The 23,326-nt window shown below is 49.4% G+C and carries 22 protein-coding genes; 8 read left to right on the top strand and 14 right to left on the bottom strand.

Going from position 1 to position 23,326, the window contains the following annotated elements:
- Positions 1-78 precede the first annotated feature (78 nt).
- Both H70357_RS15040 and H70357_RS15035 read right to left on the bottom strand, forming a co-directional pair.
- Positions 79-1,182, bottom strand: a complete 1,104-nt coding sequence (locus H70357_RS15040) for a citrate synthase/methylcitrate synthase (protein WP_038590927.1) — start codon at positions 1,180-1,182, stop codon at positions 79-81.
- Between the two features lie 118 nt (positions 1,183-1,300).
- Complete coding sequence (locus H70357_RS15035) at positions 1,301-2,152, bottom strand: helix-turn-helix transcriptional regulator (RefSeq protein ID WP_038590924.1); 852 nt, start codon at positions 2,150-2,152, stop codon at positions 1,301-1,303.
- Between the two features lie 136 nt (positions 2,153-2,288).
- Here H70357_RS15035 and fabF point away from each other — a divergent pair, with 136 nt between their 5' ends.
- Positions 2,289-3,530: a beta-ketoacyl-ACP synthase II gene (gene fabF / locus H70357_RS15030; protein ID WP_038590921.1), complete on the top strand. Its 1,242-nt coding sequence runs from the start codon at positions 2,289-2,291 to the stop codon at positions 3,528-3,530.
- A gap of 335 nt (positions 3,531-3,865) precedes the next feature.
- A complete protein-coding gene (locus tag H70357_RS15025; protein ID WP_038590918.1) occupies positions 3,866-5,425 on the top strand; it encodes an IS1182 family transposase in 1,560 nt (519 codons plus the stop codon).
- Between the two features lie 395 nt (positions 5,426-5,820).
- On the opposite strand, the gene H70357_RS15020 is transcribed toward H70357_RS15025, so the two are convergent.
- The 9 genes from H70357_RS15020 to H70357_RS14980 form a co-directional block, all read right to left on the bottom strand.
- Positions 5,821-7,866, bottom strand: a complete 2,046-nt coding sequence (locus H70357_RS15020; protein WP_052092039.1) for a beta-galactosidase — start codon at positions 7,864-7,866, stop codon at positions 5,821-5,823.
- Between the two features lie 293 nt (positions 7,867-8,159).
- Positions 8,160-9,593 (bottom strand): arabinan endo-1,5-alpha-L-arabinosidase AbnB, encoded by a 1,434-nt coding sequence (locus H70357_RS15015; protein WP_052092038.1) that lies wholly within the window; start codon positions 9,591-9,593, stop codon positions 8,160-8,162.
- Positions 9,594-9,780: 187 nt separating this feature from the next.
- Positions 9,781-10,851, bottom strand: a complete 1,071-nt coding sequence (locus tag H70357_RS15010) for an ABC transporter ATP-binding protein (RefSeq protein WP_038590915.1) — start codon at positions 10,849-10,851, stop codon at positions 9,781-9,783.
- A 138-nt stretch (positions 10,852-10,989) separates the two neighbouring features.
- Positions 10,990-11,529, bottom strand: coding sequence for an HXXEE domain-containing protein (locus H70357_RS15005; RefSeq protein ID WP_038590912.1), 540 nt, complete (start codon positions 11,527-11,529; stop codon positions 10,990-10,992).
- Between the two features lie 91 nt (positions 11,530-11,620).
- On the bottom strand, positions 11,621-12,601 hold the full coding sequence (locus H70357_RS15000) for a phosphotransferase family protein (protein ID WP_052092037.1): 981 nt from the start codon (positions 12,599-12,601) through the stop codon (positions 11,621-11,623).
- Positions 12,602-12,606: 5 nt separating this feature from the next.
- The gene (locus H70357_RS14995) at positions 12,607-13,575 is read right to left on the bottom strand and encodes a sugar phosphate isomerase/epimerase family protein (protein WP_038590909.1); all 969 of its coding nucleotides are present in this window, start codon (positions 13,573-13,575) and stop codon (positions 12,607-12,609) included.
- A 41-nt stretch (positions 13,576-13,616) separates the two neighbouring features.
- On the bottom strand, positions 13,617-14,687 hold the full coding sequence (locus H70357_RS14990; protein WP_038590906.1) for a Gfo/Idh/MocA family protein: 1,071 nt from the start codon (positions 14,685-14,687) through the stop codon (positions 13,617-13,619).
- 44 nt (positions 14,688-14,731) lie between these two features.
- Positions 14,732-15,829 (bottom strand): Gfo/Idh/MocA family protein, encoded by a 1,098-nt coding sequence (locus H70357_RS14985; RefSeq protein ID WP_038590903.1) that lies wholly within the window; start codon positions 15,827-15,829, stop codon positions 14,732-14,734.
- A complete protein-coding gene (locus H70357_RS14980; protein ID WP_038590900.1) occupies positions 15,822-16,589 on the bottom strand; it encodes a sugar phosphate isomerase/epimerase family protein in 768 nt (255 codons plus the stop codon). The genes H70357_RS14985 and H70357_RS14980 overlap by 8 nt, the downstream gene beginning before the upstream one ends.
- 308 nt (positions 16,590-16,897) lie before the next feature.
- On the opposite strand from H70357_RS14980, the gene H70357_RS14975 reads away from it, so the two are divergent.
- Complete coding sequence (locus H70357_RS14975; protein ID WP_038590897.1) at positions 16,898-17,716, top strand: helix-turn-helix domain-containing protein; 819 nt, start codon at positions 16,898-16,900, stop codon at positions 17,714-17,716.
- Between the two features lies 1 nt (position 17,717).
- Here the strand turns inward: H70357_RS14975 and H70357_RS14970 are convergent, their stop codons facing one another.
- Positions 17,718-17,930, bottom strand: a complete 213-nt coding sequence (locus H70357_RS14970; protein ID WP_038590894.1) for a hypothetical protein — start codon at positions 17,928-17,930, stop codon at positions 17,718-17,720.
- A 216-nt stretch (positions 17,931-18,146) separates the two neighbouring features.
- Here H70357_RS14970 and H70357_RS14965 point away from each other — a divergent pair, with 216 nt between their 5' ends.
- On the top strand, positions 18,147-18,827 hold the full coding sequence (locus tag H70357_RS14965) for a TIGR00266 family protein (protein ID WP_038590891.1): 681 nt from the start codon (positions 18,147-18,149) through the stop codon (positions 18,825-18,827).
- A gap of 56 nt (positions 18,828-18,883) precedes the next feature.
- On the opposite strand, the gene H70357_RS14960 is transcribed toward H70357_RS14965, so the two are convergent.
- Positions 18,884-19,474, bottom strand: a complete 591-nt coding sequence (locus tag H70357_RS14960; RefSeq protein WP_038590874.1) for a TetR/AcrR family transcriptional regulator — start codon at positions 19,472-19,474, stop codon at positions 18,884-18,886.
- A 98-nt stretch (positions 19,475-19,572) separates the two neighbouring features.
- On the opposite strand from H70357_RS14960, the gene H70357_RS14955 reads away from it, so the two are divergent.
- A complete protein-coding gene (locus H70357_RS14955) occupies positions 19,573-20,118 on the top strand; it encodes a hypothetical protein (protein WP_038590853.1) in 546 nt (181 codons plus the stop codon).
- 98 nt (positions 20,119-20,216) lie between these two features.
- Here H70357_RS14955 and H70357_RS14950 read toward each other — a convergent pair whose 3' ends face one another.
- Complete coding sequence (locus H70357_RS14950) at positions 20,217-20,687, bottom strand: Fur family transcriptional regulator (protein WP_038590839.1); 471 nt, start codon at positions 20,685-20,687, stop codon at positions 20,217-20,219.
- Between the two features lie 212 nt (positions 20,688-20,899).
- On the opposite strand from H70357_RS14950, the gene H70357_RS14945 reads away from it, so the two are divergent.
- The 3 genes from H70357_RS14945 (at position 20,900) to H70357_RS14935 (ending at position 23,217) form a co-directional block, all read left to right on the top strand.
- A complete protein-coding gene (locus H70357_RS14945) occupies positions 20,900-21,772 on the top strand; it encodes an AraC family transcriptional regulator (protein WP_038590825.1) in 873 nt (290 codons plus the stop codon).
- A gap of 79 nt (positions 21,773-21,851) precedes the next feature.
- On the top strand, positions 21,852-22,427 hold the full coding sequence (locus H70357_RS14940; protein WP_038590822.1) for a hypothetical protein: 576 nt from the start codon (positions 21,852-21,854) through the stop codon (positions 22,425-22,427).
- A 115-nt stretch (positions 22,428-22,542) separates the two neighbouring features.
- Positions 22,543-23,217 carry an S-layer homology domain-containing protein gene (locus H70357_RS14935; RefSeq protein WP_038590820.1) on the top strand — a complete coding sequence of 225 codons (675 nt, stop codon included), beginning with the start codon at positions 22,543-22,545 and terminating at the stop codon, positions 23,215-23,217.
- Positions 23,218-23,326 lie beyond the last annotated feature (109 nt).

Below are 23,326 nucleotides of genomic sequence, written 5' to 3'. Positions count from 1 at the left end.
CTGCTAACATCCCTGGACGTTCAACGGCCAGGGATGTTTATCGCGCTATAGGATAAACAGATTACATACAGCTTGTTCTTAGAACTCCCCTTCAGGCATAGGTCCCGTATATATGGATTGCGGACGAAAAATACGGTTGTTGGCGGCTTGCTCCAGAATATGCGAGGTCCAACCCACGATTCTGCCGGACGTAAACGTAGGGGTGAAGATCTCCGGGTCCAGTTCCAGTGCCTGCAGGATCGCGGCAGCATAGAACTCTACGTTAGTGAACAACCGGCGTCCCGGTTTGTATTCCTCAAGCAGGCGGATCGCCGTATGCTCGACATGAATCGCCACATCAAAGGATGGATCCTTGCCGATCATTTCCTCGGTAGCAATCTTGAGCGCTTCAGCGCGGGGATCTTTGGTCTTGTAAATGCGATGACCGAAGCCCATAATCTTGCCACCTTTATCCAGAACCTCACGGATCCATGGCTCAGCCCGCTCCTTCGTTCCAATATCCGCCAGCATCGAGATAACTTCGGAGGGCGCTCCGCCATGCAGCGGACCTTTCATCGCCCCAATGGCACCACATACGGCTGCGCACATATCAGATTCGGTGGAGAGAACCACGCGTCCGGCAAAAGTCGAGGCATTCATTCCATGCTCCATGCAAAGAATCAAGTACGCACTTAGTGCCTGCACATGGGCTTCCTGCGGAATTTGTCCATTCAGCATATACAAATAATTAGCGGCATGCCCAAGCTCTGGAAGCGGCTCCACAATAGGCAGTCCTTTTAACCTGCGGTATCTGTAAGCAATAATCGTTGGCAATAGCGCAGTCAACCGCACGGCTTGCCGGAGCGTCGGCGGCCATGTTGCATTCCCCTGCTCCCCTAACGCAGCTACTGAGCTTTGCAGAACCAGCATCATCGGAACCGAAGCCGGGAGCAGATCAACAATTCTGCACAGATACTCCGGCATCGCTCTGGCCGCCGCCATTTCCAGCTTCAACATCTCCAGCTCCTCCGAACTTGGCAGATGGCCATTCCACAGCAAATAAGCTACTTCTTCGTAACTTCGGCTTATTGCAAGTTCTTTCGCCCAATATCCGCGGTAAACCAGATAACCTTTTTCTCCGTCTACCAAACCAATTTCTGTTTCTCCAGCCACTACACCTTCCAACCCGCTTACTGTTGCCATTGCACTTAACCCCTTTTCCGATCCAATAGGAATTGAACACTATATTAGGAGTATATGCTGTAAATCCCATATTGCATATTTATAGTTTTTTATGAATGCATAAAAATAATTTATCAGGTTAATGTATCGCGGACTGCCCGATAAGCTGCTTCAGCTTGGCTTCTGTATTTGAAGCTCCTGCGGGGGTATAGATGCTGCAGCGCAGATCTGTGCTTCCGTGAACCTGAAGTGAAGTTAGATGAAACAGCATCTTACCTGCTTTGGCATGGCGGAATTCGAGCACCACATCGGGAGCTGAGCTAACCTGGCTCTCCTCCCAAAGTGCTTGAAAAGCAGGATGTTTGCCCTTCATCTCCGCAATAAAATCATCATACCAGTGATCCTCAACATATTGCCCGTAGTACGCCCGGAAAATAGCCAGATAACCCCTGACGAATTGTTCCCAGTTCACGGCAAGCCGCTGAAATTCCTTGCGTTCGAACAAGAGGCGGATCATGTTCCGTTCTTCTTGCGGCAACGAGGCAAAATCCAGAAAAACATGTGCCGCCGCTTCATTCCAGCCGACGATGCCGCAGCGCCGGTCCGAAATAAGGGTCGGGCAGGTGGTAAGCTCCTGCAGAATTTTCTGCAGTGGCGGACTAATGACGGAAACCTCCACCTGCTCAAATGGCATATTCCCGGGACCATTCTCAAGGGCCAAAGCGAATAAATAGTTACGCTCATCCTTGGTCAGCTGCAGTGCCGAGGCAATGCAATCCAGCACAGATGCCGATACTTTAATATCACGTCCCTGTTCCAGCCAGGTATACCATGTGCTGCTGACTCCGGCAAGCTGCGCTACCTCTTCTCTGCGGAGCCCGGGCGTTCGTCTGCGCGTCCCTTCCGGCAAACCTGCGTCAGCGGGAGAGATCGCCGCCCGGCGTGATTTTAAGAAATCCGATAATGCCTGAAGCCTCGTCTGATTGGACAATATCTGTTCCTGCCTTTCTGAAACCGTCCTATAAATAGTAGTAATTATACTAGTATAAACTACAACTTGTAATAGGATAAGTAAAGTGGAAAAATACTTGTATAACCCCTATGTACAAGGATGGAGGAGGACGATTATGGAACGCGTAGTAATTACCGGGATGGGCTTGATCTCGCCCCTTGGCAACACTGTAGAGCAATTCTGGAGCCGCCTGACTGCAGGCGAATCGGGAATTTCCGAAATAACTTCATTTGATACCTCACATTTCAAATCCAAAATTGCCGCTGAAGTGCGGGACTTCGATCCTGAGGGCAGATTCGGCCGCAAGGAAGCCCGCCGGATGGACCGGTTCACCCAATTCGCACTGGCTGCCGCCGAAGATGCGTGGGCGCATTCCGGTCTTCAGCGTGATCAGATTGACAAAGAACGGCTTGCTGTATATGTAGGTTCCGGGGTAGGCGGTATTCATACCTTGATGGAGCAAGGGGATGTACTGCGGACACGGGGACCGGAACGAGTCAGTCCCACCTTGATACCCATGCTGATCTCTAACATGGCGGCTGCGACGATCAGCATTAAGCTGGGAGCGTTGGGTCCTACTCTCTCCCCGGTCACCGCCTGTTCAATCGGCAATACGGCGATCGGAGAAGCGTTCCGGTTAATCCGTTACGGCGGAGCTGATTGTGTAATTGCCGGAGGCTCCGAGGCGGCGGTCAGCGAGATTTCGTTAGCCAGCTTCGGAAACGCTACTTCATTATCCACCTGCAACGATGAGCCCGAGAGAGCCAGCCGCCCGTTTGACGGCAAGCGTGACGGGTTCGTTATCGGCGAAGGCGGTGCGATTGTCATTCTGGAATCACTCTCCCACGCCTTGCGCAGAAATGCCGTGATTCATGGAGAAGTCATTGGTTATGGCGCCAGCTCTGATGCTTATCACATGGTAGCCACCCATCCGGAAGGCATCGGTGCTTTTCAGGCGATGAAGCTTGCACTCCGCGAAGCGGGAATCAACCCGGAGGAAGTGGATGTTATTAGCGCCCATGCAACCAGCACCATTATCGGGGACCGCTCGGAAACATTGGCGATTAAGAAGCTGTTCGGGGAAGCGGCTTACCGCATTCCGGTTACCGCCAACAAATCGATGACCGGCCACACGCTCGGAGCTGCCGGCGGGCTGGAAGCCATCGCTCTGATTCAAAGCCTGAGTAGCGGCATCATTCCGCCTACCATCAATCAGGAAATCCCTGATGAAGTATGCGACCTGGATTATGTGCCTAATACTGCCCGCAAAGGCGAGCTCAAGATTGGAATCTCCAATTCTTTTGGTTTTGGCGGCCATAATGCTGTTATCGCCCTAAGCAAGTACGAGAATGGATAACCATAGTCTAACCTGCAATCAAAGGGGCTGTCCCAAAAGCCATGAAATGGCTGCTTGGGACAGCCCTTGTTTTTGAGTAAGATCAACTTGGGCACTTGGGTGGACGCTCCGCGAACGGACCGTTGTTCCAATCGCTGTTGTCCCCAGATTTTTTTGATTCTCCTTAGCGGTGAAAATCCGGGGACAAAGGCGACCGCTACCGCTTTTCCACAATCAGTCCGTCCTCTCCGCTGTTTAAGCGGGAACTGTTTCTACAATCCTCTAAAAAACAACAAAGAAAACGCCCTTTTGGTAAAATGGAAGTACCACCCACCATCCCCAAAGGAGCGATTTCTTTGTACATTCAATATACCATGGACCAACTTTACTTGCCAATGGATTTAGAAGAAGACATCCCACAAAATCATCTCGTTTGTGTCGTTAACGCAGCCGTAAATCGCCTGGACGACGCTATCTTTGACGCTGTCTATCCTGGCGGCGGCCGCGACAGCTACCACCCTAAGATGCTTACCAAAGTCATTATTTACGCTTATACTCAGCGAATCTATTCGTCTCGTCAAATCGCTAAAGCCGTGCGAGAGAACATCCCTTTCATGTGGCTGGCCGGACGGCAACGCCCCGACTTTCGCACCCTTAATCGCTTCCGTTCCCAGCGGATGAGAAGTGTCCTCGAAACCGTATTTACCGCCGTGCTTCAGTTTCTGGCTGACGAAAAATACGTGTCTCTGGAGCATTACTTTGTGGATGGTACCAAGATTGAGGCCAATGCCAATCGCTACACCTTTGTTTGGGGCAAAGCGGTCAGCAAACACAAAGCGAAATTGCAGGAGAACGTCCATGCTCTGTTTGCTGACATTGAAGCGGCAGAGCACCAAGAAGAACGGGAGTGCCAGGGAAAGGACCTCGCCGAACTCGGCGAATCTTGCGAGATGAGTAGTAGGAAATTGGAACACCTGACCCAGGCGCTGGAGTCAAAGCTCATGGACAAACCCAAAGACAAGCCCTTAAAAAAAGCCGTTCGAAAGCTTCGCAAGGATTTGCTGCCCAGGCTGCTGAAGTACGAACAGTACCAAACACTGCTTGGCGACCGAAATAGCTTCAGCAAGACGGGCCCGGATGCAACCTTCATGCGGATGAAGGAAGACCACATGCGAAATGGTCAGCTCAAACCCGGATACAATGTACAGATCGGAACCGAAAACCAGTTTATTTTGGCCTACAGTCTACACCCGAGACCTACTGACACCCGTTGTTTACAGCCGCATCTGGAAAAGGCAAGGCAGATCCTGGGGAAACTTCCGCAGACGGTGATTGCGGATGCAGGCTACGGCAGTGAAGAAAACTACGCCTATCTGGAAAAAGAAGAGATTCAGGCGGTCGTGAAATACGGCAGCTACCACAAAGAAAAAAGCAAAGCTTGGAAAGAGAATGTCGGAAAGAGTGAGAACTGGACGTACAGTGAAACCAAGGATACATGGACGTGCCCAGCCGGAGAAACGCTGCATTTCCGCAAAGAGAGCAAGGAGACGCTACAAAGTGGATATGAAATTCACAAACGTCATTACCGAAGCCAAAGCTGCGAAGGCTGTCCGCTGAAGGAACGCTGCACCAAGGCAGCAGGAAACCGGGAAGTGGTTGTCAGTCTGGAGAGGCTGCGGTACCAGAAGCAGGCTCGGGCCATCCTGCGAAGCGAGGAAGGCTATGCCCTGGCCGTACGCCGAATGACGGAACCGGAAAGTGTATTTGGACAACTGAAGAATAACCGGGGCTTCCGGCGCTTTCTGCTTCGCGGCATGGAAAAAGTGACGCTTGAGGTCGGTTGGCTTTCGCTTGCCCATAATATGCTGAAGCAAGCTGCAAATGACCAAAAACGCAGAGCAGCGATCCTCCAATAACAGGAGAATCGCTGCTCTGTTGAATTTTACGGTTTTGAGAATAAATGTGGTTTGTCTCCGCTCGTAGAAAACTACTTTTGGGACAGCTCCTTGCTCTGCGGCTGGAAGCCTTGTGACACCGACTGCGCCTAAAGGCGCTTGCTCTCCCTTTGGCCGAGGGGTCTTGATCTATGGCACTTCTTTTCGTAATCTATCGTTTCGTTAGCGTTACATTACATTCTTCTACTGACCTTGAAGCTTCCGTCTATATCCCAGTTGTCGTTAGACAATACCGCTTGTCCGGGAGAAACATCTGCTACGGTTACAGTCAGCGGAGTACTCTTCGATAGCCGTCCGTATCCAGCCACTGTTCACCGGATCTGATTCTTGTAACACCTCAAAACTCTCTATAAAAATCATCCCGTATTTCCGTAAATCACAAGATAGCATTCTTTACCGTCCAGAAGCCTTGCTGGCACTCTCCACGTCTTTCCGTAATAGAAGCTGTCGGCAACCAGTTCTCCATCCGCATAAATCTGTGCTGCATCTCCATAATAATCAATATTTACGAAGCCTTGAGATCCTGTAACCGTAACTTTCTGCCAGGTGACCTTTCGCTCACCACCGATATGAAGTTCTTCCGTATGCTTCGGTTCAAATAGAGGCTGTCCCACATTCGTAAATGCGATGACAGGCTCGGTATAGGGCTGCCGGACTGATCTGAATTCAAAGCCTTCGCCATTCCAGTACCAATAGCCGAAATCTCCTTCTTCAATGGAGCGTATTTCACCATTCGCTTTGAACAAGTCACACTCGTCACCGATGTACAGCTCTCCATCCAGTCTGCGCAAATATCTGGCCTGATCCCATGTAAGTGTAACAATGGCAATATCATTTACCCGGAGTGCAGATCTCTTCCCTGCCTCTGGTGTGAATTTCTGTCCATCTCCGAATTGATACTCCGCGGCGATACCGGGGATCTGTACGAAGAAATAGGTGTTTGCCTGTCTGCATAAAGGCTGCGCCGTTGCATAGGTCAGGACACTCCCCGACAGGTCCATCTGGAACGGCAAGAAAAAGCTGATATCTCCGCGCACATCAATAGGCGGGAAGGTGACAATACCCGTATTTATCACAGCACCTTGAATATCTTCAAGCTTGGAGAGTCTTTGGTAATGGTTCACAAATACGTATCCGCTTTCACCGTCTGTACGCATAACGTACCGCAGAGAGGAAGTATCATCCCTTCTCACGACTTGCTCGGCTTCCACTCTGACCATCGGTGCAAAGGTTTCCTGGAAATCCTGTACGAACAAATGAAGAAGGTTCAGCAGCCCGTACTGCTCTCCTACTTCGCCATACTCCGATAAGGCAGTCTGATAATCATAGGAAAGAATCGGATAATCATTTAGATAGCCTGTCGCCTTGGACTCCTGGAACGTCGAAAGTTTTCCAATCTGATTGGTGCCGCCATGATACACATAATACCCGATCAGGTTGTTACCGTCACCGAGCTTAACAAGCGATACGGCATAGATATCCATACCTTTTACAATATATCTACGGTGGTGTGTCACCTGCAGACCGCCGCCTAATTCACAGGTTGCAAATGGATAACGTTCATAGGGCATCTGCCATTCCCCGTTTTCTTCAGTTCGTCTGGGAAGGAGGTCCGTTCCTATTCCTGTGTCATTTCTCATTCCGGTGAAGAAATAATGAGGCGACGGCGGAAGCGGATTAGTATGTTCATCCCATGGTGCATCACAATATCCTCCAAATACAGGAACCACCTCATCAACAGGAATTTGGGCACCTGCAACAGCATTCCATCCTGTTACTGTGTAGATTGGCGCAATCATCCCGCATTCTATGGCCAGTTTTCTTAATTTTGACAGATGAAATGCATCGTTTGTCAGCTCATTATCTAACTGGACGGCAATAATGTTTCCCCCGTCCTTATAGAAAAGCCCCTGCACTTGTTCAGAAATCTTCTCATAATAAATACGTACTTTTTCAAGATATTCCGGATTATTCTCACGCAGCTTGAAAGGTTTCTTGAGCAGCCAGTCCGGATATCCTCCGTTTCTGCATTCGCCATGCGCCCAAGGTCCAATCCGGATTACGGCTTCCAGGCCGGCCTTTTTACACTCCAGGATAAAAGCCCGCAAATCATTATCTCCGGTAAAATCGAACTCACCTTCTATTTCCTCATGATAAATCCAGAACACATAGGTGGATACCACAGTAATCCCGCCGGCTTTCATTTTGCACAGCTCTTCATACCAGTAATTGCGGTCATATCTTGAAAAGTGGAATTCACCCATCACCGGAAGAACCGGCTTTTCGTTGCGTGTAAAATACAAACTTGTTACGTCAAGTTTTTCACCTGCCGGATTTCCCCCTCCAAGATTCAAATGATTCTTCAAAATTTCGGGCTGCTTATAATACTTGAATTTGTACATCTTATTGAAACCCTCATTTCTGAATGTAAAATTTGTATTTATACTGAAGTCATTGTAACGTATGGGGTAACAGGGTCGTTAGTATTTTTAATCTGAAATTTTAGCACAAAACGAACATTCTATGAAAGCAGGAATGTAACAATACTGAACCACACAGGAGGATTGGCATATTGCCATTGAGGCTTTTTCATCATAAGCGTGAAGCATATAAATGCTTATATTTTTGAAAAAAGCTCCAGCTCACCGTTCTTCACAGTGGGCTGGAGCTTTTGACCAAATATATAATAATAGATTTATTTGCTCTCTGCTGCAGATGAGACATGACTTCCCCAGATAGCAATCCCCTCGGCAGAAAGTGCACTGAACGTCATGACTTCGCCCTCAACGGCTTCATTCCATTCTCGCAGGAAGACACCACTGTACACAGTCCCATCTATTGTCAGCTCAGCGTTGTGTTCTCCGCTTATCGTCCATGTTCCCGTTACCGCTCCTGATATCTTACCATCACCACCCAGCTGAATCAGTTCCGACTGCACTGTATTTGCTGTAATGTCCTTGCCATGATTCACATATTTGTAATCTCCGGTGACTTCCGCTGCAGTATAAGTCCCGATCTTCTCACCGCTGTAACGATGAGGAGCGACAACCGGCCAGCCATCCTTGTTCATGAACATCTGATGTACTCGAACTTCGTGTTCTTCTCCCCGGTTAGGGAAACGCGTATGGAAGATCAGATAATATTCCTCCTTCTTCGCATCATAATAAGCCGAATTATGTCCCGGCGACAAGTAGCCAACCTCGCTTACAGCATTCTCAGTTGAACTATTGATGAACTTATAGTTGCCGATCAGCTTCACCCCGTAAGGTGAATAAGCCGGATCATCGAACAGCTTGCCGGCCGTGCCCTTGGCGTCAATCATCGCTTTGCCTTCGGAGTCTTCAAAAGGACCATCAGGATTCTTGGAACGCGCTACGCGGATATTATAGCCGCCTTTGGTGTCCAGTCCCCCGTAGGAGAGAAACAGATAATAGTAATCGGTTTCCGGACTGTACAGCATATAAGGGCCTTCAATCCGGGCGTGATTTGCTCCCAGCAGCTTTTTGCCATAGCCTTGATCCGGTAACGGGAAGCCGGTAGCGGCATCCAGCTCCATAATAAAGATCCCGCCGGAATAAGAGCCATACACCATCCACAGCTTGCCGTCTTTATCAAAAAACACATCAGGGTCAACCACATTCGGTTTGACGGTAGCATCAAAAATTTCACCGTCATTGCCTACACCAGCCATGCCGGATTTCAGGATAATCCCCTGATCCTTATACGGTCCTTCAATCTTGTCGGCTACAGCAATACCCATTGCAGACAACGGAGAATCCCCACGGCAGGCGTTATAGTACATATAGAACTTCCCGTCCGCCAGCTGAATCACATCCGGTGCCCACAGTGTGTCCGACTGGGCCCAACTCAGGGTCTGGCTCAATTCCTCGGTCACGTTGGGAATCAGCACGTTGCCGTCCGCTACGCCGGAGGAAATTTGTTTCCATGAGATCAGGTCCTTGGATTTGGCCGAAGCCAAATGGGAACCGAATACATAATATGTATTGTTCACCTTGATAACAGAAGGATCATGTACTGAAACATTATTGAACTGCGGCGTACCGCCGTCACCGCTGCAGCCTGCCAATAATGTTAACGAAATCAATGTGGTCAATGTGTATTTTTTCATTATCTTACCTCCTATGTATACCCTTACATTTTGCTGCGAAAATAAAAATTAGTCAATACTTTTATTTACACATATTAGTTTCGTTTTAACTATATATAAAATATAAAATTCTATACCCACGCAAAAAAGCGCCAAGCCTTACGAAGGCCTGACGCTAATCTCAATAGTATGCCATTACTTGATCTAATTAATTCACGCTGAAGCTTTCCACCAGAACCGGCTCCGGATAAGCATTTTTCAGCACGCGTTGTCTCTTCTTCACAACTTCAGGCGGCTCTACAGCCGGAGCCATCGGATGCATCAGCCAGGATTTCACCAAATGGGAGTCCGAAACCTTATACATTGGCGGCTCTTTCTCCATATCGATTTGCATCGCATAGGTGCTGCGCAAGGCAAAGGCGTCGCCCTTAGGCGGTTTGATCAGATCGGGTGGGGTTCCTGGAATGGCTGTAAGCTTGGTGCCCTTGCTTTCCAGACTCGGCATGGAAGCGAGCAATCCCCAGGTATATGGATGTCTTGGGTCATAGAAAATTTCTTCTGCTGTGCCCATCTCGACAATTTGTCCTGCATACATAACGGCTACACGGTCGGCCATTCGGGCCACGACACCGAGATCATGGGTGATAAAGATGATTGCCGTATCAATTTTCTTCTGGATATCCTTCATCAGGTCAAGAATTTGCGCCTGAATCGTTACGTCGAGTGCTGTTGTCGGCTCATCGGCAATCAGCAGCTTAGGGTTGGCTGCAAGTGCCATGGCAATAACGACACGCTGGCGCATACCGCCGCTGAACTCATGCGGGTACTGCTGGAAACGACGCTCAGGTGAAGGAATTCCCACCAAATTGAGCAATTCGACACCCCGTTTGTATGCAGCGTCTTTGGACATTTTCTCATGTTTGAACAGAACCTCGGTAATTTGCTTACCAACCTTCATCATCGGATTCAGCGAGGTCATCGGATCTTGAAAGATCATACCGATTTCCTTACCGCGAATCTTCTGCATTTGCTTCTCACTCTTCTTAATCAGGTCTTGACCATCGAACAAAATCTGTCCACGTTTATAAATACCCTGCGGCTCAGGAACAAGCTTCATGACCGCTTGGGAAGTTACGCTTTTACCGGAACCGGATTCGCCTACAATCGCCAGTGTTTCCCCTTTATTTACATGGAAGTTGACGCCACGGATTGCTTGCACTTCTCCGCCGCGTGTTTTGAAAGATATTGCTAGGTCCTTTACCTCTAAAAGGCGCTCCATCCTGTCACCCTCTCTGCTCTTTTCAAGATATGATAATGATTCTCAGTATATAGAAAGGCAATAAGTATTATTTTATCTATCTTTATAGTCTTACGTCAAGTGCTTTCTGAAAATGTGTCTTTAGAGATTCAAGCGGTTTCACCCTTGATTGCGGCGCATTCTGCTCTTCATCAGGCCCCAGACAGCCGGTGGAGCCAGGCACAGCAAGAGCAATAGCGACCAGCCTATATCCGCAAAGCTAACGGTCTCTGCCTCCAGCAGCCTGTAAAAGGCATACAGTGAATACGGCAATGCTACTAACACCGCTGTTACTACACCGGGAGTATACAGTTTCAGATAGATACTTTGCCCCAGATGTGTAAAAACATGCAGCAGGAAAACGGCAAGAACCGCCAGATATAACAAGTAAAAAGAAAAGAATACTGCAAGTACGGTCACTGTTACTATCAGAATATACACGAACAGCACATCCATAGCAAAAGCCCGCGTCGTCATGCGCATGGTACTCCTATACATTGTGCTCATGTACTTAGGAAGAGCCGCTTCCACGCGGCTGCCGTATTTGCCTGCCCAAGACTCAACAGTAAGAATTTCTTCAAAATCATGAAACATAAAGCATACAGGCAGCAACCACAACAAGCTTATCGTATCGATATGAAGATTCAGCCAACTCAGCATTTGTAAACCAGCCTCCCACAAAAGAAGTGTTTCCGGTTAATCAGAGCAGCAAGAAGACCGGTCTCCCTTCAGAGGACCGGCCTTCCGCGTTCTATTTTATGGCTTCACCGCTGCCGGTGAATGTTCTCCAGCTCTCCGTCAGGTTATCCAAGGTCCAGCTTACATGATTCTCATCCTTATACTGCCGTGAATAACACTCAATCACAAGGATGAGGTCGAGATACAGGTCATAGAGTTTCTTGCGCCTCATCTCGTTCGGGCTGTCGAAGGTGAGACCATAGCCTTTGTGGAAGGCTGCTGAGTCCTCGAAGTGCCGGAAATAATACTCCTGCAGCACATCGCCCCACAACGCTCTCTCCCAATCAATAATGGAGACAATAACTCCATCCTTCACAAACAGATTGCCATTCCACAAATCCCAATGCACAAGCCGGGGTTCCGTCACCTCATCAAGGGCGGGATAATATTGCTCCAGCACCCGTTTAATTTCATCGTGGGACGCCGGTAATTTGGCTTCCAGTCTGACGGCATCAGCAAGCAGGTTATTCATCAGCGAGGTGAAGCTCTCACGCCATGAGTCTACCGTTCCTTCCGGCATCTGTCCGAACAGGCCAAACCGCGGTCCCTTAATCTCGTTAATCAACCGCTGATACCGTCCCAGCTCCTGCTCGATGGAGGCTCTTTGTTCGATGGACAAAGTATCTTTCACTTCACTGTAGGGCTGCCCTTCAATCTTCTCCATGAAAAAATAGGGAGATGGAATTAGCTGCAGGCTTTCGTCATAACTGTATACGGCTGGCACAGGAATACCACCGGCTGCCTTGACCAGCTGCAGGGCTTCTACTTCTGCCCGCATAATATCCTTCTCATAGCTTAACGTTTCCGTCTCATCTGCAGGAGCGATCTTCAGAATCACAGTCTGTCCATCGCTTAATTCAAGATCATAAGCCGTATTAAAAAAACCCCCGGTCAGCTCCGAACAAGAGACAATCCCCGCATCTTTGCCGAAAGCCGTCTCTACCAGCAGTGCCAGCTGCCCGTCATCCAATTTGACTTTAGTGAAGCTATCCATAGTATTTACACCCACCACATATCAGCAAGCGGCTCTTCAATCAGCACTTGGCGAAGATTGTCTACCGCTTTGGAGAACCCTTCTTCGATGGACATCAGTCCATCTTCGTGTTCGATACTGACTACATAATCATAACCAACCAAGCGAAGGGCACTGATGATATCTGCCCAGACCTTCACGTCATGTCCATAACCGACTGAACGGAATTGCCAAGCACGGTCAAGCATATTGGTATATGACTGCATATCGGTCAATCCGTACATATTCACGTTTTCCGGATCAATCACGGTATCCTTGGCGTGGAAGTGATGAATCGCGCCCTGGCGGCCGAGAATATGAATGGCCTGCACCGGATCAATGCCTTGCCACCACATATGGCTGGGATCAAGGTTGGCCCCGATAGCTTCACCTGCAGCTTCTCTCAGGCGCAGCAATGTAGCTGGCGTATGCACGGAAAACCCTCCGTGCAGCTCCAAGCCAATCTTGACGTCATGCTGTGTTGCGAACGCGCCCATTTCCTTCCAGTAAGGAATAACTTTATTCTCCCACTGCCAAGCCAGAATTTCCTGATAATCGTTCGGCCATGGAGCAACCGGCCAGTTGGGGTATTTGGCATCCTCGTGGTCACCCGGGCAGCCGGAGAAGGTGTTTACCACCTGAACCCCGAGTTTTTGCGCCAGTTTAACAGAGTTCACGAAATCTTCATGGTCCTTGCGGGCCAGCTCTTTCTGCGGATGCAGCGGATTGCCGTGGCAGCTTAACGCACTGATCATCAGGCCGCGAGACTCCACCGCATGCTTAAATTCCTTCAGCGCCGTTTCATTCTCAAGCAGCAGCTTCGGATCACAATGGCTGTTGCCCGGGTTGCCGCCGGTGCCGATCTCCACTGCCTTAAGTCCTTTGGAAACTACATAATCCAGCGCATCCTCAAGCCCCCGACCGCCGAAAAGCACCATAAATACACCAAGTTTCATTGCCCTGACGCCTCCCATAGATAATAAGTCATGTTCGTTATTTAAACCCCGTAGATATCAAAATCCTTAATAATTTCATTGCTCTCCGCAGCCTCAAAAATCGCTTCAATCAGATTCTGCACACGCAGCACTTCCGCATTCTTAACGATAGGCTCAGCCGTACCTTCAATTACAGCGACAAAATTGTTGTAGAAACCGTCCGCAAGCTCTGCTGCCGGCGGCAGCGCTTCGGTAATGGTCGAGCCTTCCGAAGGCGGTGCCATCGTCTTGGTCAAGCCGACACCGGCACGGATCGGCGTGGGCTCCCGGTGTTCACTTTCACTGTTGCGGGTAACAATTCTTCCGGTCAGCGACCAGTCTTCGATTACTGCTGAACCTTCAATCCCTTTCACATACCATCTTGGCAATGTGATGAAGTTGGTCGTACCGACCTCAACGATCGCCTTGATGCCATTTGCGAATTGCAGCACCGCTTCAAATCCGTCATCGACATCATTGCCGAGAATATAGCTCAGCGTGCTGGTCACGCTGATCACTTTACTGTCGATCATAAACAGCAACTGGTCGAGCAGATGTACGCCCCAGTCGAGCAACATACCGCCACCCTGCTCCTTCACATGGCGCCAGTCGCCGGGAATGCCATTGGCTCCATGTACACGAGACTCAATCTGGAACAGTGCTCCAATCGTTTCCGTCTCGTACATTTGCTTGATCACGCGAAAATCCTCATCCCAGCGTCTGTTCTGATGAACCATCAGCACGCGTCCGGCTCCATCGGCCGCCGCAGTCATCTCCTTAAACTCAGCAGAGGACATGGCTACCGGCTTCTCACAGACGACATGCTTGCCGGCTTGGAGCGCACGGATGGCTATTTCTTTATGGACATCGTTCGGGGTTGCAATCAGAACCACCTCGACAACCGGGTCAGCAAGCACTTCCTCATAGCTGGCATAAGCTTTGTAACCTGCTTCTACTGACGCTTCGCGCCGTACTTCCAGTAAGTCGAACGTACCTGCGACTTCCAGGCGCTCATTCTCACCGATCAATTGCGCATGATAACTTCCCATTCCACCATATCCGACAATGACCACAGAATGTTTGTTTGAACTCATGGATTCCACTCCTGCTTTTCTTATTGTATCCGTGTTAAATTCTCTTAGTTGTCAGAACTTCCGTCAAAATAGACTGCACGGCCAGTGCGTGCGGATTCATAAACAGCTTCCAAAATCTGCGTCACGACAAACGCTTGCTCAGGCTTGACGACCGGGTCCTTGTCTTCAATAACCGCCTCAAGCCACAAGCGGGCTTCGCGGTCAGCTTCGGTCTCTGCGGACCCGCTGTAGAAAGCAACGCCGCCGGAAGACAGGTCCACCTTCGTTTCATACAGGCGTCCGGCGCGCTCTCCGTTAATGCGCAGGCCGTCTTTCATATCCGCACCGCCTTCGGTGCCTGCAAGCAGCGTCTTCGCTTCACCGAATTCAGCGACATTCAGTGCCCAGCTTGATTCCAGCACGATGGTTGCCCCGTTCTCCATTGTAATAAAGCCGAAGGCGGAGTCTTCAACCTTAAATTGTTCAGGATCCCATGGACCGAATGCATTTGCGGCATTTTTACGCTGACCCAGCTTGTGGAAGGTAGAACCGACCACTACACGAGGTTTATAATTGTCCATCAGCCAGAGTGTCAGATCCAGGGCATGCGTTCCGATATCGATCAGCGGGCCCCCGCCCTGCTTCTCTTCATCCAGAAATACCCCCCAGGTCGGAACGGCGCGGCGGCGCAGCGCAATGGCACGGCCATAATAAATATCGCCCAGCTCCCCGCTTTCGCACATCCCCTTCAGGTATTCACTGTCTGCACGGAAGCGGTTCTGATACGCGATTGACAGCTTCTTGCCGGTGCGGCGTGCAGCATCCAGCATGTCCTGAGCCTGCGCCGTTGTCTTTGCCATCGGTTTTTCGCACATGACATGGTTTCCGGCTTCAAGCGCCGCAACCGTAATTTCGGAGTGGCTGTCATTAGGTGTACATACATGCACGATATCAAATCCGCCCGCTGCAAGCAACTCACGGAAATCCGTATAGACTACTGCACCTTCGGCACCATAGATTTTGGCAGCCTCCTGGGCACGTTCTTCCACGATATCGCAGAATGCTACCATTTCTGCATTCTCTTGACGGGATAGGCTTGGCATATGTTTGCCGTTTGCGATACCACCGCAACCGATAATAGCAATTTTAAGTTTGTTAGACATGAACTTTTCCCCCTTGATTGGCATAGCCTCTAACCCATTTCATACTGTCCGCAACACTTTCCAGCGCCGGACGGCTGCAATAATCCTGTTCCACTACCGCCCATTCCACTCCAGCCGCATCAGCAGCCTCCAGAATCGCGGTAAGATTCACTTCACCTTCGCCCAATACAACAGTCTCTGCCGAGCCATCTTCGAGCTTCTTCATATCCTTTAAGTGGATAAGCGGCAAACGGCCGGCATATTTGTGAATATACTCAACAGGGTCATAACCGCCGTAGTACACCCAGCAGGTGTCCATTTCTACCTTAAGCAGCTCAGCAGGAACCTCTTCGAAGATACCGTCAAATGCGGTGCGCTCTCCAAAACGCTCTGTGAATTCAAAATCATGATTATGATAAGCAAAAACCGCGCCTCTTGCTTTGCACTTCTCTCCGATTATGCGGAAATTAGCAACAACCTCTTCCCAGTTACGCTGTTCCTCAGTCAAGAAAGGCACAATCAGGTTCCGGTTGCCGATCTCAAGATTAAAGCTGATTTCCTGCTCCGTATCGTTCAGCATGGCATCATATGGACGATGTGCTCCGAGAGCAACCAATCCTGTTTCCTGAAGCAGTCCCTTTACTTCCTCTGCTGTCCGGCCGAAAAAATCGTAAAATTCCACTCCCGCATATCCCAGCTCAGCCACCTTGCGCAGCGTTCCTTCGAAATCCTGCTCCAGCTCTGCTCTCAGCGTATACAACTGTAATCCAATCTTCAGCATTCTTTCCTCACTCCTAGTCAATGTAGAGTTAACTTGCGTTATTCAAAACGGCGTACCCGCTTCGGCCACACTATGGAAATCACCTGAACAAAAGGGCTGTTATACAAAATGTCCTTTATATCTATTTCCTGCGCCTTCTGAACCCCACGCCTGCTTATGTAGCTTCCAGAGCCGCCATACAGCCTCCTTCGCATCATTTATATGTTTTTGCTTAGCTACATGGTAATATGAAAGCGTATATAATAAAATGAATAATATGATTAAAACATGAACAATCTGCTTATCATTTCAACAACCCAGGAGGACTCATGACATCTGCTGCTGCCTGCCACGTATTTTCCGCGGGATTCTCTTTTCACCGCAAGCCTTTCCATTCGTCACTCAATGAAGGCCTCCAGAATTATCTCCTGCGATTGCAGACGGAGGGGCGCAGCCGGACGCGGATTGACGGTGTCATCTCCACAGTGGAGACCGGCGACCTCATGCTCTTCGCCCCGGATGATCCTTACTATTTAAGCATCGACAAAGAGAACTACCCTGTTGGCAAACCACGGATTGAAAGTGGGGATTACCATATTTTTTGCGGCGGCCCCTGGATCGAGGAATGGTGGACACGCACACAGCGTCCTGCCCTTCTCCGCTTGCCGCGCAGCGATTATTTTCTCGGCTTATTCCGCCAGCTTGTGCTGGAGCAGCGCAGGCTCTCCGACTCCTCACCAGAGATTTCAGCGTGTTATCTGCAGATTTTATGCATGGAGATTGATAGACTGATGACCGAACAGCCGGTGATCTCACCTAAAGGTTATCTTGCCTACCGGATGAAGCAATATGTGGAGGAACATGCCGCTATTTCTTTTCGGCTCGAGGATGTGGCCGGCCACGTCGATATTTCAGTCTCCCGCGCGGTGCATCTCTTTAAAGAAGCTTTTGGCACCAGCATAGTGAAATATGTAAATGACGTCCGGCTGGAAATGGCGCGGGAACGGATCACCTTCAGTCCGATGCCGCTGGAGCATGTCTCTGAAACCTGCGGTTTTGCCAACTATACTTACTTTCACCGCGTGTTCCGCAGCCGGTTTGGCATGTCGCCAAAACAGTACCGTATACACAGCAGGGCACAGACTTAAATTATGAGGCCCCGTATAAATGCAAAGGAGCACCATCCCGAAAGATCTGCTCCTTGTGTTTGATCTTATTCAATTGCTGTTGTTTGCTGGGTGTAAGACGTACATGCTGGGAGATTGCGCTGTAGTCATCATTTGTTCTCCGGTTTCTTGCGGCGCACCATGTTCCGGCGCGTTCTGCCTTGAGCAAAGCTTTTTGTGTTTTCGTGCGTGCCATTGCAGCAACACTCCTTTTGTATCGTTATGACCGGCAAGCCGTCTGCCGATACTTTAATTTTAACATATTCACGACCTGATTTCCCGGTATAGTTAATTATAAAAATCTGGTACCCGCTTAAATCTAGAAGCTTGCAGACCAGAAAATGGTATAATACAGTATCCTTGTTTTACAGGAATTCCGTATAAAAGCCAGGCAGAATCGGAGGAGAAATCAATGAAATACGATGTATTGTATGATGGCGCTTTTGCCATGCTCAAGGTGCATTTGAACCCGGGTGAAAGTGTCAAGGCGGAAATGGGCGCAATGGTCGCCATGTCGCCGAATGTTGAGATCAGAGGTACGGTAGACGGCGGTTTGATGCGCGGGCTTGGCCGGATGCTGAGCGGGGAGAAGTTCTTCTTCCAGGAGCTTACTGCCACCAGAGGACAAAGTGAAGTGCTGCTCTCCCCCGGGGCAATCGGCGATATCCAGGCGATTGAGCTTGACGGGTCGTACAAGCTGTATGTTCAGAAGGACGGCTTCCTCGCGGGAACCCATGGGATTCAGGTCAACACCAAAATGCAGAACCTGACCCGCGGCCTGTTCTCCGGCGAAGGATTCTTCATTATAGAAATCAGCGGCAGCGGAACGGTGTTCCTATCCTCCTTCGGGGCAATCCATGCGATTAACCTCGCCCCTGGCGAGGAAGTAGTTATCGACAACGGGCACCTGGTGGCTTGGCCGGATTATATGGACTACAAGGTGGAAAAAGCCGCCTCCGGCTGGCTGAACAGCTTGACCAGCGGTGAAGCTCTGGTCTGCAGATTCCGCGGTGAGGGCGTGGTGCTGGTGCAGACCCGCAATCCGGGAAGCTTCGGAACATGGATCAAATCGTTTGTGCCAAACCGGCCTTAAGCCTGAGAAATAATAACACAAACAAGCTGCCATAATTCCAAGGCAGCTTGTTTGTGTTATTGAAGCAGACCCCGCAAATGGTAGGTTACAAGCGTGCTGAGGTCTTTCTGGGTTACTTGCTCCGGCTGGCTGATATGATGCAGCACCAGCCCGTCCACCAAGGCATGCAGCGCCATGGCTTCGGCCCTCAGGTCCAATCCCTCCTTAAGCAATCCCCGGGCCGCGAGATATTCAATGGCTTGGCTAAAGCCATCATACATAGCGTTATGTACCTCCTGTTTCAGCACCTGCAGCTCAGGGTCTGTAACAGCCTTTACGGAAAATGCCAGCCAGACTTCGGCCTCCACACTCCGCTCTTCATCCAGCGGCATCAGCTCACGGATAAACCGTTCGATGTCCTGCAGTGGATGATCCGTAAATTCCATAGCTTCCATACGTGCGTTGACCCGATCCGACACCATCTTCATGGAGAAGGCAAGCAATTCTGATTGGGTGGCAAAATAATGGCGCAGCGATCCCAATGACATGTCGGCCTCGCTCGCTACACTCCTGACGGAGACTGCCTCCATCCCTTCCCGGCGGATAATTCGCCAGGCGGCCTCGGCTAACTGTTGGCGCCGTTCCTCATGATTCACTATTTTTGGCATAAGGCAATTATATCATAGTTGAATTTATAAGGTCATCCATGCTAAACTTACAGCAATTGATTTAATACACTTGTACTATTTAGGAGGAAAATACGAAAATGGCGTTATTTATTATTGGCTGTGAGATCGCCTTTTGGGTGTTCGTCCTGGCGGGGCTGACCTTCCGTTATATCCTCCGCAAGAAGCAGATAGGAGCCATATTGCTGTTCTGCACTCCACTGATTGATCTGGTGCTTATCGCCGTTGCGGTAATTGACCTGAGAAATGGCGCAGAAGCCACATTCATGCATAGTCTTTCCGCCATCTATATCGGCGTATCCATCGCATGGGGCCACCGGATGATCAAATGGGCGGATGAACGGTTTGCTTACCGTTTTGCCGGAGGTCCAAAACCTGCTCCCAAGCCAAAACACGGCACAGCACATGCACGCAATGAAAGAATCGGCTGGCTGCTTCATCTGCTCGCTTTTGCCATTGGCGCACTTGTGATGTACGGTATGATTGTTGTGACTGGTGATTCTTCTCGAACAGAGAATCTGTTCGAAACGTTAAAAGTCTGGGCAATTATTGTAGGGATTGATGCCCTTATAAGTTTTAGCTACACTTTCTGGCCCAAGCAGGCTAAAGGCACTGTAGAGAAATAACCATTATAAGTATTTCTTTCCAAAGTATGATACACCTAAAGACGCAGGCTGCCAGAGCTCTGCGTCTTTTTTATGCCCAATATTAATCTCCAGAAACCTTAGGATACCGCCTGTTTTTGCTTGTCCGCCTTACAGCCGTTCTGCTTGCATGTCTTGTAAGTGCCTTTGAAGTCGAGCCTGTGATCGGTGACTTTAAATCCGTACTCCACTTCCAGCCGTCTTTCCAGCTCCAGCAGCCAGTCTTCCTTGATTTCTTCCAGCCTTCCGCACACATTGCAGATCAGATGATGATGCATGTGGGCATGATCATCCCGCAGATCATAACGGGCCACGCCATCGCCGAAATTCATCTTTTCTACAATATGCAGCTCACATAGCAGCTCCAAAGTCCGGTATACCGTTGCCAGCCCCAAATGAGGATAACTCGTTTTCACACGCATGTATACCTCTTCCACACTTAAATGCTCTTCCTCATTATCAAGCAGCACCTTCACGATAGCCTCACGCTGGGGCGTCAATTTATAGTTTTGCGCAGCAAACTGTTGGCTGATATTCGCAATTGGGTTCATGGCTTCTCCCGCCTTTCCGCAAGAATTTCCTTATATCTTGTACTTATAATTAGTAATCGTTACGATATAAGCATAACAAAATTGACCATAAATGAAAAGTCTATGACATGATTATAACATCACCCGCCGAATTTCCGCACAATGAATCAAAAAACATTTCAACATATCCCGCATAATTAAAGCTGTAATTAACGCGCAAAGGAATGACGCCGATGGACTATTACTTCAGAATCCAGCAGTCGCTCGACTACATTGAAGAACATCTGCAGGAGGAACTGCGGATTGCAGAGATTGCCGCCCGGGCTTATTTCTCGGCATTTCATTTCCAGCGGATGTTCCTGGCGATCTCCGGCTTCACTGTCAACGAGTACATTCGCAAACGAAGATTGTCTGAGGCGGCTAACCGCCTGCGTGGAAGCAACGAAAGCGTACTGCAAATCGCCCTGTGTTTTCAGTACCAGTCCCAGGAAGCGTTCACCCGGGCTTTTCAAAGCTTTGCCGGCCTGACGCCCGGTAGATACCGCAAAACTGCAGACGTTATCCAAGGACAGCCTGTCATCAATTTTCTGGAACTCCAAAAAAAAACCAAAGGAGATGTACACGAAATGGACAAACCAACTCTGATCCACTGGGAAGGAACAAAGATTATCGGCGTAGAGTACAAAACGAATCTAAATGAAGACGCGCATTACAAGGATATTCCCGGATTCTATGATGACTTTGGAAGAAACGGGCGGTTCATGGCTATTCCGGAAAAACAGTCACCGGGGATGTCCTACGGCATCGCCTGCCACTATCAGGAGAACGGAGACTTCTCATTTATCATCGGTGAAGCGGTAGCGGATACAGCAGAAGTTCCAGCGGAAGCTTATGTCCAATTTGATATCCCGGCAGGAAACTATGCCATGTTCAAGGCCCATGGCCCAGCCGGGTTGAGCCAGTCAACCCGAGACTATATCTACGGAACCTGGCTGCCGAACACCAATTATGAACGGCGGGAGGGGCCGGACTTTGAAATTACGGATGTGTTGAACTCAGCGTATCCTGATAATATGCGAATAACTATTTATATTCCTGTAGATTAAACGTCTGCCCAATCCGAAATAGGCCCGGCTTCCATACCTTATATTGAGGGATTATTTTATTGATATGAGGAGGGTCCGGATGGCAAATGAAATCGCACCTACAGCAAGACCCCTTGTGACTGGCTCCATTCTGCGCAAAGTTGCTGCGGCCATGCTGCCGTTCTACCGGAAGATAGCCGGAAGCGGCAGCTTTGCCGCGCAATGGTCAAGCGCCATCGTTAACGCAGACCTTAGTCTTATGGGCAAACTGCTCGCAAAGATTCCTACTCTCGCTTCTGTAGAGAATTACGGCACAAACGGCATCGGCTACTTTATCTCCTTCCCCTTTCCGTTGCCGGTATCCTTCTATACAAACGGGACGACGATCCCGCCGGGTACCGTACAATTTACTTTTAATGCAAGGATGCACCGCAGGATTGCCGCAGCTGTTCTTCCGTTTTACCGGAAGCTGGCCAGAAGCCGCAGTTACGCCGAAAGCTTTGCTGCCGCAATCCGGCGCAACGACAGGACTGCCGTTAACAAGCTGGTTCGCAGATTCGTTAAGGCAAGGTCACTGAAATCCGTCACGATAGAGGAGTATGGTGCCGCGCTATTGTTCGAAAGCAGCCTCAGCAAGTATCCTTACCGCAACCTGATGTTTCAGGAAGTGATGTAGAAAACGCAGACATAGCCATTTAAAATTAAATTGTCTGCAACCTTCACCCCAACAATAACGTCAAAGGAGTTGATAATGGCCAAGCGGCCTACCCTACTATAGAGGTGGAATCTCCATGAAACTGAAAAAAAGTGCTTTTGCAGTGATAACAACCGTATCACTTCTCTCCTTCTCGCTGGGAGGACAGATGTTTGCTGCTGGCGGCAGCTTTAAAGATATTGACAACGTAGCCGGAAAGTCCAAAATCAACTCCCTGAAGGAACAAGGTCTCATTAAAGGCATCTCCGATACCCAGTTTCTGCCTGGTGCCAAAGTGACCACAGCACAAGGCGTGCAGTTTATCACTGGTGGACTTCAACTCAGTCTGGCTGCCATTGATTTCAACAAGGCACCTCTGGCCAGCGCTATATTCTCCAAGGTAAAAGACAAAACCTGGTATGCGGAAGCTTTCGTCAACGCCCATTACAACGACGTTGATATTCCTGCAGATATCGATCCTTCCAAGCTAATTACTAAGGAGATGTTCACCAACCTGCTCGTTCAGGGCGTGGAGAAGGTTGGCAATCTGCCACTGATCAATATTGTTCCTGTAGATATCGCTGATGAAGCTGCACTGGAGCCTTCCTACCAAGGCAGCATACAGCGTTCGCTGAAATACAAGATCAACACGCTTGATGCAAATGGCAAGTTTAATCCGAAAAGCGAGCTCACCCGCGCCGAAGCGGCTGTTATGCTGTACAATGCACTGGAATATCTGAATTCAGTCAATGATGCATCCACGCAGAACTAACTACTATTGACTGCATCTCAGGCGCTCCCCCGCGCATCATGAGATGAACTAAATACAAGCAAAGGCAGTCCGGGTCTCCCCCTGGACTGCCTTTACTTGTTCCACGCAG

The sequence above is a fragment of the Paenibacillus sp. FSL H7-0357 genome, assembly GCF_000758525.1.
In the GTDB taxonomy this organism is placed as follows: Bacteria; Bacillota; Bacilli; order Paenibacillales; family Paenibacillaceae; genus Paenibacillus_AQ.
This window is presented reverse-complemented; position numbering and strand designations above follow the sequence as displayed.